This window comes from Bradyrhizobium quebecense (assembly GCF_013373795.3).
GTDB classification, from domain to species: Bacteria; Pseudomonadota; Alphaproteobacteria; order Rhizobiales; family Xanthobacteraceae; genus Bradyrhizobium; species Bradyrhizobium quebecense.
Genome location: NZ_CP088022.1, coordinates 3195884 through 3208895, shown reverse-complemented (window position 1 = coordinate 3208895; position 13012 = coordinate 3195884). Strand labels below are relative to the sequence as shown.

Here is a 13012-nt window from a genome sequence, read left to right as displayed (position 1 = left end):
GAGGTTGTGTCGGACCGCGGACACGCTATTGTCGCGGCCCGGCGTTTCGCCGCGCGCCGTTGACGGCGGTGACTTCAAGCTCGCGGTCTTCATCTGAAGGGCTGTGGGAGAGCAGGCTTCCGGGACGTGCATGCCTCATAAGGTTCGAATCGCGCTTGACGCCATGGGGGGCGATGTCGGCGCATCGGTGGTCATTCCCGGCGCCGCGATCTCGTTGAGCCGTCATCCCGACAGCGAATTCCTGCTGGTCGGAGACCGGGCCCAGATCGAGCCGGAGCTTGCGAAACATCCGGCGCTGAAGGCGGTATCGAAGGTGATCCATACCGACGTCGCGGTGAAGAATGACGAGAAGCCGAGCCAGGCGCTGCGGCGGACCCGCAGGGCGTCGTCGATGTGGCTGGCGATCGATGCGGTGAAGCACGGCGAGGCCGACGTTGCGGTCTCCGCCGGCAACTCGGGCGCGCTGATGGCGATGGGCAGCATCAATCTGCGGACGTTGCCGGGCGTCGACCGCCCGGCGCTCGCTGCGGCGTGGCCGACGCTGCGAGGCGATTCAGTGGTGCTCGATCTCGGAGCCTCGATCGGCGGCGACGCCCGCCATCTGGCGACGCTCGCGGTGATGGGCAGCGCCATGGCGAGCGTGCTGTTCAACCTCGAACGGCCGACCGTCGGCCTGCTCAATATCGGGTCCGAGGAGATCAAGGGTCACGGGGAAATCCGCGAGGCCGCCGAGATGCTGCGCGCGATGAACGCACCCCAGTTCAACTATATCGGCTTTGTCGAGGGCGATGCGATCGGCAAGGGGCTCGCCGACGTGATCGTCTCGGAAGGCTTCAGCGGCAATATCGCGCTCAAGGCCGCCGAGGGCACCGCGCGCCAGATGTTCACGCTATTGCGCGAGGCGATGTCGTCGAGCTGGCTGGCGCGGATCGGCTATCTGTTTGCCCGCGGCGCGTTCCAGAAGCTGCGCGACAAGCTCGATCCCAACAAGTCGAATGGCGGCCTGCTGCTCGGCCTGAACGGCGTGGTGGTCAAGAGCCATGGTGGCATCAACGCGGAAGGCTTTGCCTATGCGGTGGATGTTGGCTATGAGATGGCGCACTACGATCTCCTCACCAAGATCAATCAGATGCTCAACCGCGATGGCGGCGCCCTGGTAAAGGCGCAGACCGCGCAGGAGGCTGTCTCGTGACTGCGATACGTTCGGTAGTGCTCGGCTGCGGCTCATATCTGCCGGAGCGGGTTTTGACTAATGCCGAACTGGCGAGCCGAATCGACACGTCCGATGACTGGATCGTGCAGCGCACCGGCATCAGCGAGCGGCACATCGCCGCCGATGACGAGTTCACCTCGCATCTCGCCATCAATGCCGCGCGCGCCGCGCTCGCCGATGCCAAGATCGACCCCCAGTCGATCGACCTGATCGTGCTGGCGACCTCGACCCCCGACAACACGTTTCCGGCGACCGCGGTCGCAGTCCAGCACGGGCTCGGCATCAACCACGGCGTCGCGTTTGATCTGCAGGCGGTGTGCTCCGGCTTCGTCTTTGCGCTGACCACCGCGGACAATTTCCTGCGCGCCGGGGCCCACAAGCGGGCCTTGGTGATCGGCGCCGAAACCTTCTCGCGCATCCTCGACTGGAACGACCGCGGTACTTGCGTGCTGTTCGGCGATGGCGCCGGCGCGGTGGTGCTGGAAGCGCAGCATCATTCCGGCACGACCGACGATCCAGGCGTGCTGACGACGCATCTGCGCTCGGACGGACGCCACAAGTCGAAGCTGTTCGTCGATGGCGGTCCCGGCTCGACCAAGACGGTCGGCCATCTCCGGATGGAGGGCCGCGAGGTATTCAAGCACGCCGTCGGCATGATCACCGATGTGATCGTCGATGCGTTCAACGCCACTGGCTTCACCGCCGACGACATCACCTGGTTCATTCCGCATCAGGCCAACAAGCGAATCATCGATGCCTCGGCCCACAAGCTGCATATTGCGCCGCAGAAGGTGGTCTTGACAGTCGACAAGCACGGCAACACCTCGGCGGCCTCGATCCCGCTCGCGCTATCGGTTGCCGTGAGGGACGGACGCGTCAAGAAGGGCGATCTGGTGCTGTTCGAGGCGATGGGCGGCGGTTTCACCTGGGGTTCGGCGCTCGTGCGCTGGTAGCGCATCGCCAAAGAGTATCGGCAGGTTGCCGGCATCTTTCCAGCGCCCGGATGCTGGTCGCTGTTGACCATTGCGCGCTAAGCTTTTAATTTCAGTCAAGAAATTGTTCGCCGAGAGTGCGGGGCAGGCGATGACCACGGGAACCGGAAAAACAGTGACGCGCGTCGATTTGTGTGAGGCGGTCTACCAAAAGGTAGGTCTGTCGCGCACGGAATCGTCGGCGTTTGTCGAGTTGGTGCTGAAGGAGATCACCGATTGCCTGGAAAAGGGCGAGACGGTGAAGCTGTCCTCATTCGGCTCCTTCATGGTGCGCAAGAAGGGCCAGCGTATCGGGCGCAATCCAAAGACCGGCACCGAGGTGCCGATCTCGCCGCGGCGGGTGATGGTGTTCAAGCCGTCGGCGATCCTGAAGCAGCGGATCAATGGCCATGCCGTCACCAATGGCGACGGCAACAAGGCCGACTAGCGCGTTTTCAAGCGAAGTGGATACCCGGTTCGCGTGAAGAAGATGCGCCAAAACCAGAATCCGGAGCCCGTTTCGATCGGAACGGAAAGGGCTCCAGGCATTGAAGCCAGAGGAGCGGGCATTTGGACAAGGCGCCGGATGCGTTCCGTACCATCAGCGAAGTCGCAGATGAGCTCGATATTCCCCAACATGTGCTGAGATTCTGGGAAACGCGCTTCGCGCAGATCAAGCCGATGAAGCGCAGTGGCGGACGCCGCTATTATCGCCCCGACGACGTCGACCTGCTCAAAGGTATCCGCCGGCTGCTCTACGGCGAGGGCTACACCATCCGCGGCGTGCAGCGGATCCTGAAAGAGCACGGCATCAAGTCGGTGCAGGGCATCGCCGACCAGACCGCCGCCGTCTCGTTCGGCGCGGTCGAGGAGGCGGTTGGCAACAGCATGGCCGAGCCCGACGATCTCGAGAGCAATGACGGCCTCGATTTCGACGGCGAGGAGGGCGACGGCGACGAGGGGGGAATCGACTACCGATTCGTCGATCCCGACGTGGATCCGATCCTGTCGACCTACAAGGCGCACGCCCACCCGGGCAAGGCGTCGGCTGCGCCGCTGGTGCGCCCGACCGTTCCACCAGTCGATCGGGAGCGGCTCGAACGCGTGCTGCAGGAGCTGGTCGCCTGCCGGCAGCTGATCGATGCGGCGATGAAGGACGGCTGAGCCAGGGAAGCCGCCATGGGAACCGGGCCCGGATTGCAGCGCTTAAAGGGCCTGCTCCGCCTTGCGCGAACGCAGGATCGCAGCTAATGGAACGGCATCGGAGCGTGGCGCAGCCCGGTTAGCGCACTAGTCTGGGAGACTAGGGGTCGGAGGTTCAAATCCTCTCGCTCCGACCATTTTTCAAAGCATGCGGTGTTTAAGTGCATTCGGGCGTTGTTTACGCCCCGATGCGACCATCGTCAGGTCTCGTAATCCATCGCGGCGATCAGGCAGGCCTTTTCCAGGCGGTTGTTGAGCATCGCAAGCTTGGCCGTGAACTCGGCGAGTTCAGACTCGCTGAATTCCTCGAACACGGTCTTCTTGAATGCCTTGTGCTGGCCGGAGAGACCCGCCAGATGCTTTCGGGTCTTGTCGGTCAGCGACAGGCGGACCACGCGCGCATCGGCCGGGGAGGGCGCGCGCCGCAGCAGCTCCTTCTGCTCGAGCAGCTTGGACTGCGTGGTCACGAACGACGGATCGACATGCAGCAGCTTCGACACCACGTTGATCGGCACGCCGTCATCCTTGTCGAGGTCCGAGATCGCGATCAGGATCATCCATTGCGGACCGCTGACGCCAAGCGCCTTGCCCCAGAGCTGGCGAACCCGTTCGAGATGCGAGTTGATGGACGAGATCTCGAGCGTAAAGCGTTTGATGATGTCGAGATTCTCGATGGCGCGCAGGCGCGCCTGGTCTTTCCTGATCACTGACACAGCTTCCCCTTCCCTAGGTGCCGACTCAGCTTTGTGCTGATTTATTTCTTAATTCCCGCGTCGGCGGGACATTTTTTCTAGTAAGTCGCTCAGGAAGGCAAGTGAACGTAAAGCAATTATGATGCGTATGTGACGGTTCGGCTATTTGGGGTGCGACAAATTTGCCCAAGCACGTAAGGGGCTCTTAAGTCGAGCGTTGCCGACGAGACACAGTGTGGCCGCATTCGCATTCCTGACTTTATAAACTATTTTGATTGGGCAACTCGCCCATGCATATTGAACCCGGCGGTAGGGGAATCTCGATCGTCCCGTTGCGGTGATCGTTCAAGTCCGTCGCACACCACAGATTGATCTGAGGGTGCGAGGTTTGGGGAAAACGGTCTTGGACAATGCGGGAGGATCACGGGGCGCTCGCGACCCGGACTCTACGCATATGAGCAACTTGGAGGTTTAATATGAAATTGGCGAAGAGCCTTATTCTGGGCTCGGCCGCCGCGCTGGTCGCGGTCGGCGGGGCACAGGCAGCCGATCTTCCCGTTAAGGCCAAAGCGGTCGAATACGTGAAGGTTTGCTCGCTCTATGGTCCGGGCTTCTACTACATTCCCGGCACCGACACCTGCATCAAGCTGGGCGGCTTCGTTCGTGCCGACGTCGTTGTGAACGGCAACAGCGTCTACGGCCCGAACGTCAACGGCGCGAGCGGTGCCAACAACCGTTTCACCAACGGCTACACCTGGCGTTCGCGTGAAGACTTCAACATCGATACGCGCACCGCGACCGAGTACGGCGTGGTCCGCACCTATTTCGATGCGGTGTTCACCTGGACCTCGGACACCTACACCGGTCAGGGCAACGGCTCGTCGGTCTATTCGGCGATCGGCACTGCTGCGGCGCCGAACAACGCTGGCTCTGGCGGCGTTGCTGCCGGTACGGTCGGCGTCTACTACGCCTTCATCCAGTTTGCCGGCTTCACCATGGGTAAGGCGGTCTCGCAGTTCGCTGCTCCCTGGAACGGTTATCCGGGCAACAACTACGACGGTCTCGTCGGTGGCGTGAGCACCACCAACGGCATCAACCAGTTCACCTACACCGCGCAGTTCGGCAACGGCGTGTCGCTGGCCCTGTCGGCACAGGACCAGGTTGCGTACATGCAGGCTGGCGTGAACAACCTCTCGGTCGGTGGCGCTTACGGTTCGAGCGACTATGCCGGCACGATCGCGCCGGACTTCGTCGCCGCACTCAAGGTCGACCAGGCTTGGGGTATCTTCCAGGCGTCGGTCGCCGCGCATGACAACCATGCTGCCTACTACGGCGGTACGGAGCTGACCGGTCATCCCGACGACAAGTGGGGTTGGGCTGGTGCACTGGCGCTGTCGATCAAGAACATCCCGACCGGACCTGGCGATACCATTAACGTCCAGGGCGTCTACACCGACGGTGCGACCCGTTACAACATCCAGGAACTGGCCAGCCAGTTCAGCTCGGTCGCCATCTACGGCGGTTCGAACCTGCCCGGCGTCTATCAAAGCGTTGGCTTCGGCACGGCACCCGACACGGTGTTCGGTCTGAACGGTCAGCAGCAGTCGATCAAGACCTGGGGCTTCCGTGGTGCGTACACCCACAACTGGGATCCCTACTGGAACACCAGCTTGTACGGTGCCTTCGCTGCGGTCATGTACAACGACACGGCCAAGTCGCTCATCTGCGGCGTTGGCGGCGTCGGTGGCACGTTCCGCACCGCCTTCGGTGGCGGCGCTGGCGTGACCAGCTGCAACCCCGACTACAATATCTCGCAGATCGGCGTGATCACCCGTTGGACCCCGGTCAAGAACCTGACCTTCTCGGCCGACGTGACCTACGTCCATCTCGATCAGAAGTATGCCGGCACGATCACCACTTCGTCGGCTGGTATCGGCAAGCCGACCGCGACCTACGAGCTGAAGGATCAGGACACTGTCCAGATGCTCTTCCGTGCTCAGCGCAACTGGTAATACCGATTGATCTGATCACCGTCCTACAGAACCCCGGCAGGCAACTGCCGGGGTTTTTCTTCGACTGGAATAGGTAGCGGAAGATTGGCTGCGTCATTTCGGTCCAGGCGAACAACGAAGACGTGCCATGCGATTCATTCGCGGCAAATTTATTTACTTACCTGATCTACTAAACTATATACGTGGCGGCCAACACATTGAATGATGGCTCTTAGCTCATGCTAAGCCTCCCAAACCTCCGGCAATGCCCTGCCGGAGGTTTTTGATTCGAGGCGCGGACGATCGTGACGCGCGCGGCCGTCGCAAACAGCTGCTCGCAGCAGGGCCCGCACCGTCTCATCGATTCGATGTCGTCAAGATTTGACGGAATCGATCCGCAGTGCATTCTCGTCATTCATGGGACGCTTCAAGAACAGCCGCCTGGCTCGGATGAGCAGCGGCCATTACTGCTTGATCCGGGATCTCGGGCTGGTGAAGGGCGGCAAGGGGTTGCGGCACCATGAGGTGGTCATCGACTTCTCGTGGCGCGGCCTGCTCAAGCTTGTCTTGAGCGTTGCCAGCGGCGCTCTGCGGCGGCGCGCGCCCGTGCGGATCGAGACGGCCGAATAGCGCGGAGCGGTCCCGCGCTCCGACCTGGCGTTCACGGGGAGGACTCGGACAAGCGTTCGGGATCGAGCGACATCATCTCGGCATCTGAGAGCGCGCATGCAATGACGATGTATTACGCCACGCCGCTTCTGCGCTCGTCTGATCTGATCAGCGTGAGCCGTCGGCGCAGACGCCGTCGCGCGGCTTCGGCGGTGTGACCTCGGCGGCAGCGGCTGCAGTGGCAATGCCGGCCGCGATCACCATCAGCGTCGTTGCGACCAATCCATTCAGGATCTGCACGATCGTTGTCTCCGCTTGTCGATATCGGATTGTTCGCTGCGCGGAATGATCGTTACAGCGCCGGCTGCCTTGATCTGCTGCTGGCGGCACACTTGCGCGTGAAGGGCGGGCGCCGTTGCTGCGCGATAATTCAGTGATGTAGAGTGCCGCAGCCGAGCGGCTGGGATTGCGATCCGCGCTCCAGCCGAAACCAAGAACAAGCAGGCAAGAAGAATCAAGGAAGGAACGGATCTCACATGAAGGATTTCGCCGGAAAGATTGCCGTCATCACCGGTGGCGGCACGGGCATGGGGCGCGAGCTGGCGCGGCAGCTCGTTGCTGAAGGATGCAATGTCGCGATGTGCGACGTCTCGGCCGAGGCGATGGCCGAGACCAAGCGGCTCTGCGAGGTCGAGAAGCTGCCGCAGGGCCTGCGCATCACCACCCACGTTGCCGACGTCTCGATCGAGGATCACTACAAGCGTTTTCGCGATGAGCTGATCGAGCAGCAGGCGACCGACAAGATCCATTTGCTGTTCAACAACGCCGGCATCGGCGGTGGCGGCAGCCTGTTCACCAACACGCGCGAGCAGTGGGAGCGCACCTTCAACATCTGCTGGGGCGGCGTCTATCTCGGCGTCCGCACCTTCCTGCCGCTGCTTGTGAAGGCCGACGAGGCGCACATCGTCAACACCTCGAGCGTCAACGGCTTCTGGGCGTCGGTCGGCATGGGCGTGTCGCACACCGCCTACAGCGCGGCGAAGTTCGCGGTGAAGGGATTCACCGAGGCGATGATCAACGATCTCCGCCTCAACGCGCCGCATGTCAAATGCTCGGTCGTGATGCCAGGTCACATCGGCACCTCGATCGTGTCGAACTCGCGCAAGGTGCAGAACGGCGCCGACCAGCTCAATCCCGACGAGCTCAGGCAGGCCCGCCAGCGTCTGCAAGGGCAGGGCATCGACGTCGCCAAGATGTCGGATGCCGACATCCAGCAGCTCGCGCTCGACCGCGCTCGCATCTTCCATGACGAGGCACCGACCTCGGCGGCTGCCGCCGCCAAGATCATCCTCGACGGCGTGAAGGCCGATCGCTGGCGTATCCTGGTCGGCGACGACGCGCATCTGCTCGACGAGCGTGTGCGCAAGACCCCGGAGCAGGCCTACACGCCGGAGTTCTACCAGGGCATCGTGGCGGCGACCGGCTGGAAGGTCGGGTGACTTCGCGTGCAACTGACCTCGTCATTGCGAGCGAAGCGAAGCAATCCATGCTCGGATAACGGAACGATGGATTGCTTCGTCGCTGTCGCTCCTCGCAATGACGGAACTGCACGGATCTACGCTCTGCGACGCAGTCGAAACTACCCGCGCATCGCGCGCTGTCGCGATCCCGCCTGATAGGCGAGGCGGTAATGCCCGGAGCAATAGGGCATGCCGCCGAGCGGCGTGTTGCCGCAAAAGCAGAAATCATCGGCGCCCGGCGTGCTGATCGGCCAGCGGCAACGTTGCTCGCTCAGCTCGAACAGCGAGCAGTTGTTGGCGCTGACGATCGGCGCATCGTCGGGCTCTTGTTCGTAGACCGCCTGCAGCAACCGGAGCTGCTGCTTCGCGGTCGCCCGTTGCGCGGCATGGGCGTTGGATTTCTTCCGCCTTGCCCGGCGTTCGTCCGGCGTCGTGCGCGTGAGGTTCAGCCGCGACAGCTTGCCGATCACCGCATTGCGGCTGACGCCGATATTCACGGCGATGTCGCGGCAGGAGAGGCCGGCTTCAAAGTAGATCTTGAGTTGGTCGACGCGCTCGGGCGTCCAGGTCGGCTCGATGGTAATCATTTTGACGGTTCCACGTTCTGTTGAACCGCCGCGCCGACGCACACGTCGTCAGGGCGTGCGTCCATTGTCGCGGATTGCAAGCAACCCGTCCTTGATGGCGAGCCGAATGCCTTCCTCGATCAATGTCCGTGCGACGCCCGGGACGCTCGTGCCGTGGGTGCCCTGTCTCACCAGCTTCTCGAGGTAACCAATGGTCGAGAGTGCCAACGTGACCGGGACGCGGTCGGTTTCGGCCTTTTCTGTAGCCATGAGAAAACGCTTAACCCTGAACGCCTGTACTAAAAAGTAGCTATTTAGAGTCTATTTAGGAATATGACGGTCCGTCAAGCCATGAGCGGCGAAACTGGACGCGCACGCTCGCGCGCGCCGGAAGCTGGTTCCGGCGCGCCACCGATGACAAATTTACTAGACAGATGAGTGTGTTAGGATCGCAATTCGACCTTGACTGGGAACTTCTTGAGGAGCCGCTCAGCGGTTTCGGCCTTGTCCGCAGGCGCGCTCACGCTCAGGTACAGCCCGCGGGATGGGTCGGTGATGGCCTCGACACTGACCTCGCCCGACAAGCCTTCTCGAGCCAGCAGCTCGCGCGCGGCTTCGCCGGCGGCGATCTCGCGCAGCTTTGGCTTGAAGATCTTGCCGACCGGCGTGACCGGCATCTCGGGGATCACCGAGACCACGCGCGGCCGCGCCGGCGGCTCCAGGATGTTGTCCTGCACGAAAGCGGCGAGCGCGTTCGGATCGATATGGGCGCCGGGCTGCGCCGAGACGAACAGCATCGGCACTTCGCCGGCATAGGTGTCGGGACGCCCGACGGCCGCGGCCAGCGCCACGCCCGGAAACGCCAGCGCGGCATCCTCGATCGCCCGCGGGTCGATGTTGTGGCCGCCACGGATGATGACATCCTTGGCGCGGCCCAGGATGTAGACGAAGCCATCGGCGTCGATCCGGCAGATGTCGCCGGTGCGCAGCCAGCCGTCGCGGAACGCCTCTTCGGTTTGCTTCTTGTCGACGTAACCGGCGAACACCTGCGGGCCCCTGGTCAGCAGTTCACCGACCGGCGAGGGCCACGGCCCGGTGTGCAGCTTGCCGCCGTCCAGGATCGCGAGCTCGACCAGCGGATTGCGGGTGCCGACGCTCTCGGCGCGCGGCTTCACGCCGTGCACGTCGTGCGTGATGGCGCCGGCGAGTTCGGTCATGCCGTAGAGCTGCTGGATGCAGGCACCGCCCCAGGTCGCGAGATAACGCCGTTCGATTTCCGGCGGGCAGATCGAGGCCCCGGTGGCGGTGACGCGCAGGGTCGAGATGTCGCTGTCCGCGACCGGGATGTCGGCCAGCGCCCCGAGCGTGGTCGGCACGTTGCCGGAGATGTTGACGCGGTATTTCTCGACGATCTTCCAGAAATGCGTGATCAGCGCCGGATCGCGGGCGCCGGCCGGGCCGGGGATGAAAATCGTCGTGCCGGCGGACAGGCAATTGGCCGTCGTGCAGAACAAGCCACCGACATGGAACAGCGGCAGCGTGATCATCGCGCGCTCGCCGCGATGGAAATCGAGCGCCATGCGCGAGGATACGGTGGAGGCGACCATCGCGCGGTTGGTGAGCCGCGCCACCTTGGGATGACCTGTTGTGCCGCCGGTCGGCAGCATCACGGCGACACGGTCGGCCTCGCTCATATCCTTGGACTTGCCGTAGTCGTCGCGCCATGCTGGATCGGGCCGCAGCACCTCACCGTCGAACGCGATGCTGCCGTCGAGCGGCACGATCACGATGTGCTGCAGTGACGGCACCTCGCGCTGCAACCCTTCGACCCGCTCATAGAGCCCGCCCGGCATGCCTGGCGGCGGCGCCAGCAGCAATTTTGCCTTGATGGCGTTGAGCTGCGCGACAATCGCCTCGCGTGTGAACAGCAGGTTGAGCGGCTCGGCGACACCGCAGGCGGCTGCGCCGAAGATCGCGACCACGGTCGCGGGGCAGGCCGGGAGCAGGACGGCGACCGCGTCGTCCTTGCCGATGCCCTTGCTGCGGAAATAGTTCTCGGCCGCCTTGATGCAGCCCATCAGATGATCGTTCGAGATCACGACCGGGTTGGGATCGAGCGGCGAACGCAGATAGATCGCGGCTTCCGCCTCAGGCGCGCCCTGCGGACCACGGGCAATGAGATCGAGGATGCGCGGGCAGGCGGCGAGCGTCTCCTGCATCTCCTTGTCGCGCGTAGCCTCGTCGGCCGGCGAAAGCCTGTCCTTGAGCATATCCGTCCCCGTCCATTTTTGTTCGTTGAGACGGGGATTGTATCGAGCCGCGCTTGCGGAACACAAGTGCGGCTTATCGACCGGCCGTTTAGCCGTGAACGACCGATTTGGCGATCATGCAGTGAATGCCCTTGGAGCCGTTGACCGTCTGCGTGACGCGCAGGTCGGCGGCCAGGCTGCACAGCGTGTAGGCGTCCTCGCGCGACAGATTGCGCTTCTCGCCGAGCAGCACGATCATGTCGCGCAGCGCCCGCACCACGCACTGGTCGAGATCGGGATCCATCGCCATGGTCATGTAGTGGTCGGTGGTCTCGGCGCGCGGATAGGCGAGCTTGAGATCCTTGCGCAGGGTGAGGCGGAAGCGGCCGGTGAGCGCGGTCTCGATCGCGGTGACGCAGACCTCGCCGTCGCCCTGCACGCCATGGCCGTCGCCGCAGGAGAACAGCGCGCCCGGCACGAACACCGGCAGATACAGCTTGGCGCCGGCCCCGAGCTCCTTGTTGTCGAGATTGCCGCCCATCGCGCGCGGGATCAGCGAGGAGATGCGGCCCCAGGCCGGCGGCGGCGACACGCCCATCACGCCGAAGAACGGCTTCAGCGGCAGGTCGAGCCCCCACGGCATGCGGCCGACCATGCGCGCGCGATCGAGTGGGATGTTGAGGATGCGGGTCTCGTGGAAGTCGTCGGGCAGGGTGCCGGACAGCGGCTTGATCAGATTATAGCCCCAGTCCTGCCGTAGCTGGACGTCGAGAATATCGACCTCGAGCACGTCGCCGGGTGCGGCGCCGCTCACCGCGATCGGGCCGGTCAGGACGTGCCCGGGCACCATCCGCTCGCACTTCGCATGAATGTCGTCGAGCTCCGGCGGCACATAAAACTTGCCGCGGTCCGGCACCACGTCGGGGCCGCCGCTGACGGTCTCGATCGTGACCTCGTCGCCGCTCGCGATGGTCAGGACCGGTTTCAGCTTTGCTTCGAAGAAGCCCCAATGGCAGGTTTCAGGACTGGATTTCAGATGATGATGGGGCATGTGACGGCTTTTGATTGCGCTTCGGGCGGCGTATGACGCTGTAGCAGAACTTCGCAGAGGCTTCGCTTGTTTTTTGTGCTCTCCAAGACGCTCGGCATCATACTGCTGCCGATCAATTTCCTGATCGGTATCGGCGTGATTGGCGCCGTTCTGCTGCTGACGCGGTTTGCTCGGCTCGGCCGCAGGTTGATGGTGGCGTCAGCGCTGCTGCTCGCGATCTGCGGCTTCTCGCCGCTCGGCAATGTCCTGATCTCCGCCCTGGAGCAGCGCTTCCCGCCATGGGACGCCTCGCGCGGCGCGCCCGACGGCATCATCGTGCTCGGCGGCTCGATCGATGCCGATCTGTCGGTTGCGCATGGCACGCCGGTGGTGCGCACTGCGGCGGATCGCGTCATCGCGGCGGCGGCGCTCGCGCGCAGATATCCGAACGCGCGCCTCGTGTTCACTGGCGGCAGCGCGAACCTGATCTCGAACGACGCGCGCGAAGCCGACTATGCCGCCGAGATGTTCGAGAGCCTCGGCATTGCCAAATCGCGATTGACCATCGAGCGCCGCTCGCGCAACACGGTCGAGAATGCCGAGTTCTCCAAGGCGCTGGTGGATCCCAAGCCGGGTGAGCGCTGGCTGCTCGTGACGTCGGCCTATCACATGCCGCGGTCGGTCGGGCTGTTCCGCAAGGCGGGATTCAATGTCGAGGCCTATCCGGTCGACTGGCGCGTCGGCAATGTCATGAGTTTCGCGACGCTTGCGATCGACGGCCTGTCGCGCACCGATCTCGGCACACGGGAGTGGATCGGGCTGGTTGCCTATCATCTTGCGGGCAAGACCGACGATTTGCTGCCGGGACCGACCGCACGTTGAGGTCAACCACGAGCTTGTCGCTTCCCTCGGCCAATCCGGCTAACATCAAATCAACAGGTGGCGCCAAGCCACCGATCACGGGAGTT

14 protein-coding genes and 1 tRNA gene are annotated in these 13012 nt (G+C 63.4%); 9 read left to right on the top strand and 6 right to left on the bottom strand.

Annotation, left to right across the window (positions count from 1 at the left end; all coding sequences use genetic code 11):
- Window positions 1-130 precede the first annotated feature (130 nt).
- The 5 genes from plsX (at window position 131) to HU230_RS15440 (ending at window position 3524) form a co-directional block, all read left to right on the top strand.
- A complete protein-coding gene (gene plsX, locus HU230_RS15460) occupies window positions 131-1192 on the top strand; it encodes a phosphate acyltransferase PlsX (RefSeq protein WP_092114721.1) in 1062 nt (353 codons plus the stop codon).
- Window positions 1189-2166, top strand: coding sequence for a beta-ketoacyl-ACP synthase III (locus tag HU230_RS15455; protein ID WP_176530940.1), 978 nt, complete (start codon window positions 1189-1191; stop codon window positions 2164-2166). The genes plsX and HU230_RS15455 overlap by 4 nt, the downstream gene beginning before the upstream one ends.
- A gap of 130 nt (window positions 2167-2296) precedes the next feature.
- On the top strand, window positions 2297-2632 hold the full coding sequence (locus HU230_RS15450; protein WP_176530941.1) for an integration host factor subunit alpha: 336 nt from the start codon (window positions 2297-2299) through the stop codon (window positions 2630-2632).
- 122 nt (window positions 2633-2754) lie between these two features.
- On the top strand, window positions 2755-3348 hold the full coding sequence (locus tag HU230_RS15445) for a MerR family transcriptional regulator (protein ID WP_176530942.1): 594 nt from the start codon (window positions 2755-2757) through the stop codon (window positions 3346-3348).
- Between the two features lie 98 nt (window positions 3349-3446).
- Window positions 3447-3524, top strand: a tRNA-Pro gene (locus tag HU230_RS15440).
- 63 nt (window positions 3525-3587) lie between these two features.
- On the opposite strand, the gene HU230_RS15435 is transcribed toward HU230_RS15440, so the two are convergent.
- Window positions 3588-4100, bottom strand: a complete 513-nt coding sequence (locus tag HU230_RS15435) for a MarR family winged helix-turn-helix transcriptional regulator (RefSeq protein WP_176530943.1) — start codon at window positions 4098-4100, stop codon at window positions 3588-3590.
- A 455-nt stretch (window positions 4101-4555) separates the two neighbouring features.
- On the opposite strand from HU230_RS15435, the gene HU230_RS15430 reads away from it, so the two are divergent.
- Window positions 4556-6091 carry a porin gene (locus HU230_RS15430; protein WP_176530944.1) on the top strand — a complete coding sequence of 512 codons (1536 nt, stop codon included), beginning with the start codon at window positions 4556-4558 and terminating at the stop codon, window positions 6089-6091.
- 429 nt (window positions 6092-6520) lie between these two features.
- Window positions 6521-6700, top strand: coding sequence for a hypothetical protein (locus tag HU230_RS15425; protein ID WP_224944167.1), 180 nt, complete (start codon window positions 6521-6523; stop codon window positions 6698-6700).
- Window positions 6701-6847: 147 nt separating this feature from the next.
- Here HU230_RS15425 and HU230_RS43630 read toward each other — a convergent pair whose 3' ends face one another.
- Complete coding sequence (locus tag HU230_RS43630) at window positions 6848-6979, bottom strand: hypothetical protein (RefSeq protein WP_275949088.1); 132 nt, start codon at window positions 6977-6979, stop codon at window positions 6848-6850.
- A gap of 236 nt (window positions 6980-7215) precedes the next feature.
- Here HU230_RS43630 and HU230_RS15420 point away from each other — a divergent pair, with 236 nt between their 5' ends.
- The gene (locus HU230_RS15420) at window positions 7216-8178 is read left to right on the top strand and encodes an SDR family oxidoreductase (RefSeq protein WP_176530945.1); all 963 of its coding nucleotides are present in this window, start codon (window positions 7216-7218) and stop codon (window positions 8176-8178) included.
- Between the two features lie 140 nt (window positions 8179-8318).
- Here HU230_RS15420 and HU230_RS15415 read toward each other — a convergent pair whose 3' ends face one another.
- From HU230_RS15415 to HU230_RS15400, 4 genes are all read right to left on the bottom strand, one after another.
- Entirely contained in the window at window positions 8319-8786 is a 468-nt protein-coding gene (locus tag HU230_RS15415) for a GcrA family cell cycle regulator (protein ID WP_176530946.1), read from the bottom strand.
- 48 nt (window positions 8787-8834) lie between these two features.
- Window positions 8835-9035: a hypothetical protein gene (locus tag HU230_RS15410; RefSeq protein WP_016844973.1), complete on the bottom strand. Its 201-nt coding sequence runs from the start codon at window positions 9033-9035 to the stop codon at window positions 8835-8837.
- 173 nt (window positions 9036-9208) lie between these two features.
- The gene (locus HU230_RS15405; RefSeq protein ID WP_176530947.1) at window positions 9209-11035 is read right to left on the bottom strand and encodes an AMP-binding protein; all 1827 of its coding nucleotides are present in this window, start codon (window positions 11033-11035) and stop codon (window positions 9209-9211) included.
- An 88-nt stretch (window positions 11036-11123) separates the two neighbouring features.
- Window positions 11124-12065 carry an acetamidase/formamidase family protein gene (locus HU230_RS15400; protein ID WP_176530948.1) on the bottom strand — a complete coding sequence of 314 codons (942 nt, stop codon included), beginning with the start codon at window positions 12063-12065 and terminating at the stop codon, window positions 11124-11126.
- A gap of 66 nt (window positions 12066-12131) precedes the next feature.
- Between HU230_RS15400 and HU230_RS15395 the strand changes: the two genes are divergently transcribed.
- Complete coding sequence (locus HU230_RS15395; protein WP_176530949.1) at window positions 12132-12926, top strand: YdcF family protein; 795 nt, start codon at window positions 12132-12134, stop codon at window positions 12924-12926.
- The last annotated feature ends 86 nt before the right edge of the window (window positions 12927-13012 follow it).

What these genes read in the sequence shown, in the direction of transcription:
- HU230_RS15415 (WP_176530946.1), bottom strand. Translation starts at nt 8,786, where the DNA reads ATGATTACCATCGAGCCGACCTGGACGCCCGAGCGCGTCGACCAACTC.
- HU230_RS15450 (WP_176530941.1), top strand. Translation starts at nt 2,297, where the DNA reads ATGACCACGGGAACCGGAAAAACAGTGACGCGCGTCGATTTGTGTGAG.
- HU230_RS15405 (WP_176530947.1), bottom strand. Translation starts at nt 11,035, where the DNA reads ATGCTCAAGGACAGGCTTTCGCCGGCCGACGAGGCTACGCGCGACAAG.
- HU230_RS15410 (WP_016844973.1), bottom strand. Translation starts at nt 9,035, where the DNA reads ATGGCTACAGAAAAGGCCGAAACCGACCGCGTCCCGGTCACGTTGGCA.
- HU230_RS15425 (WP_224944167.1), top strand. Translation starts at nt 6,521, where the DNA reads ATGAGCAGCGGCCATTACTGCTTGATCCGGGATCTCGGGCTGGTGAAG.
- plsX (WP_092114721.1), top strand. Translation starts at nt 131, where the DNA reads ATGCCTCATAAGGTTCGAATCGCGCTTGACGCCATGGGGGGCGATGTC.
- HU230_RS15400 (WP_176530948.1), bottom strand. Translation starts at nt 12,065, where the DNA reads ATGCCCCATCATCATCTGAAATCCAGTCCTGAAACCTGCCATTGGGGC.
- HU230_RS15420 (WP_176530945.1), top strand. Translation starts at nt 7,216, where the DNA reads ATGAAGGATTTCGCCGGAAAGATTGCCGTCATCACCGGTGGCGGCACG.
- HU230_RS15430 (WP_176530944.1), top strand. Translation starts at nt 4,556, where the DNA reads ATGAAATTGGCGAAGAGCCTTATTCTGGGCTCGGCCGCCGCGCTGGTC.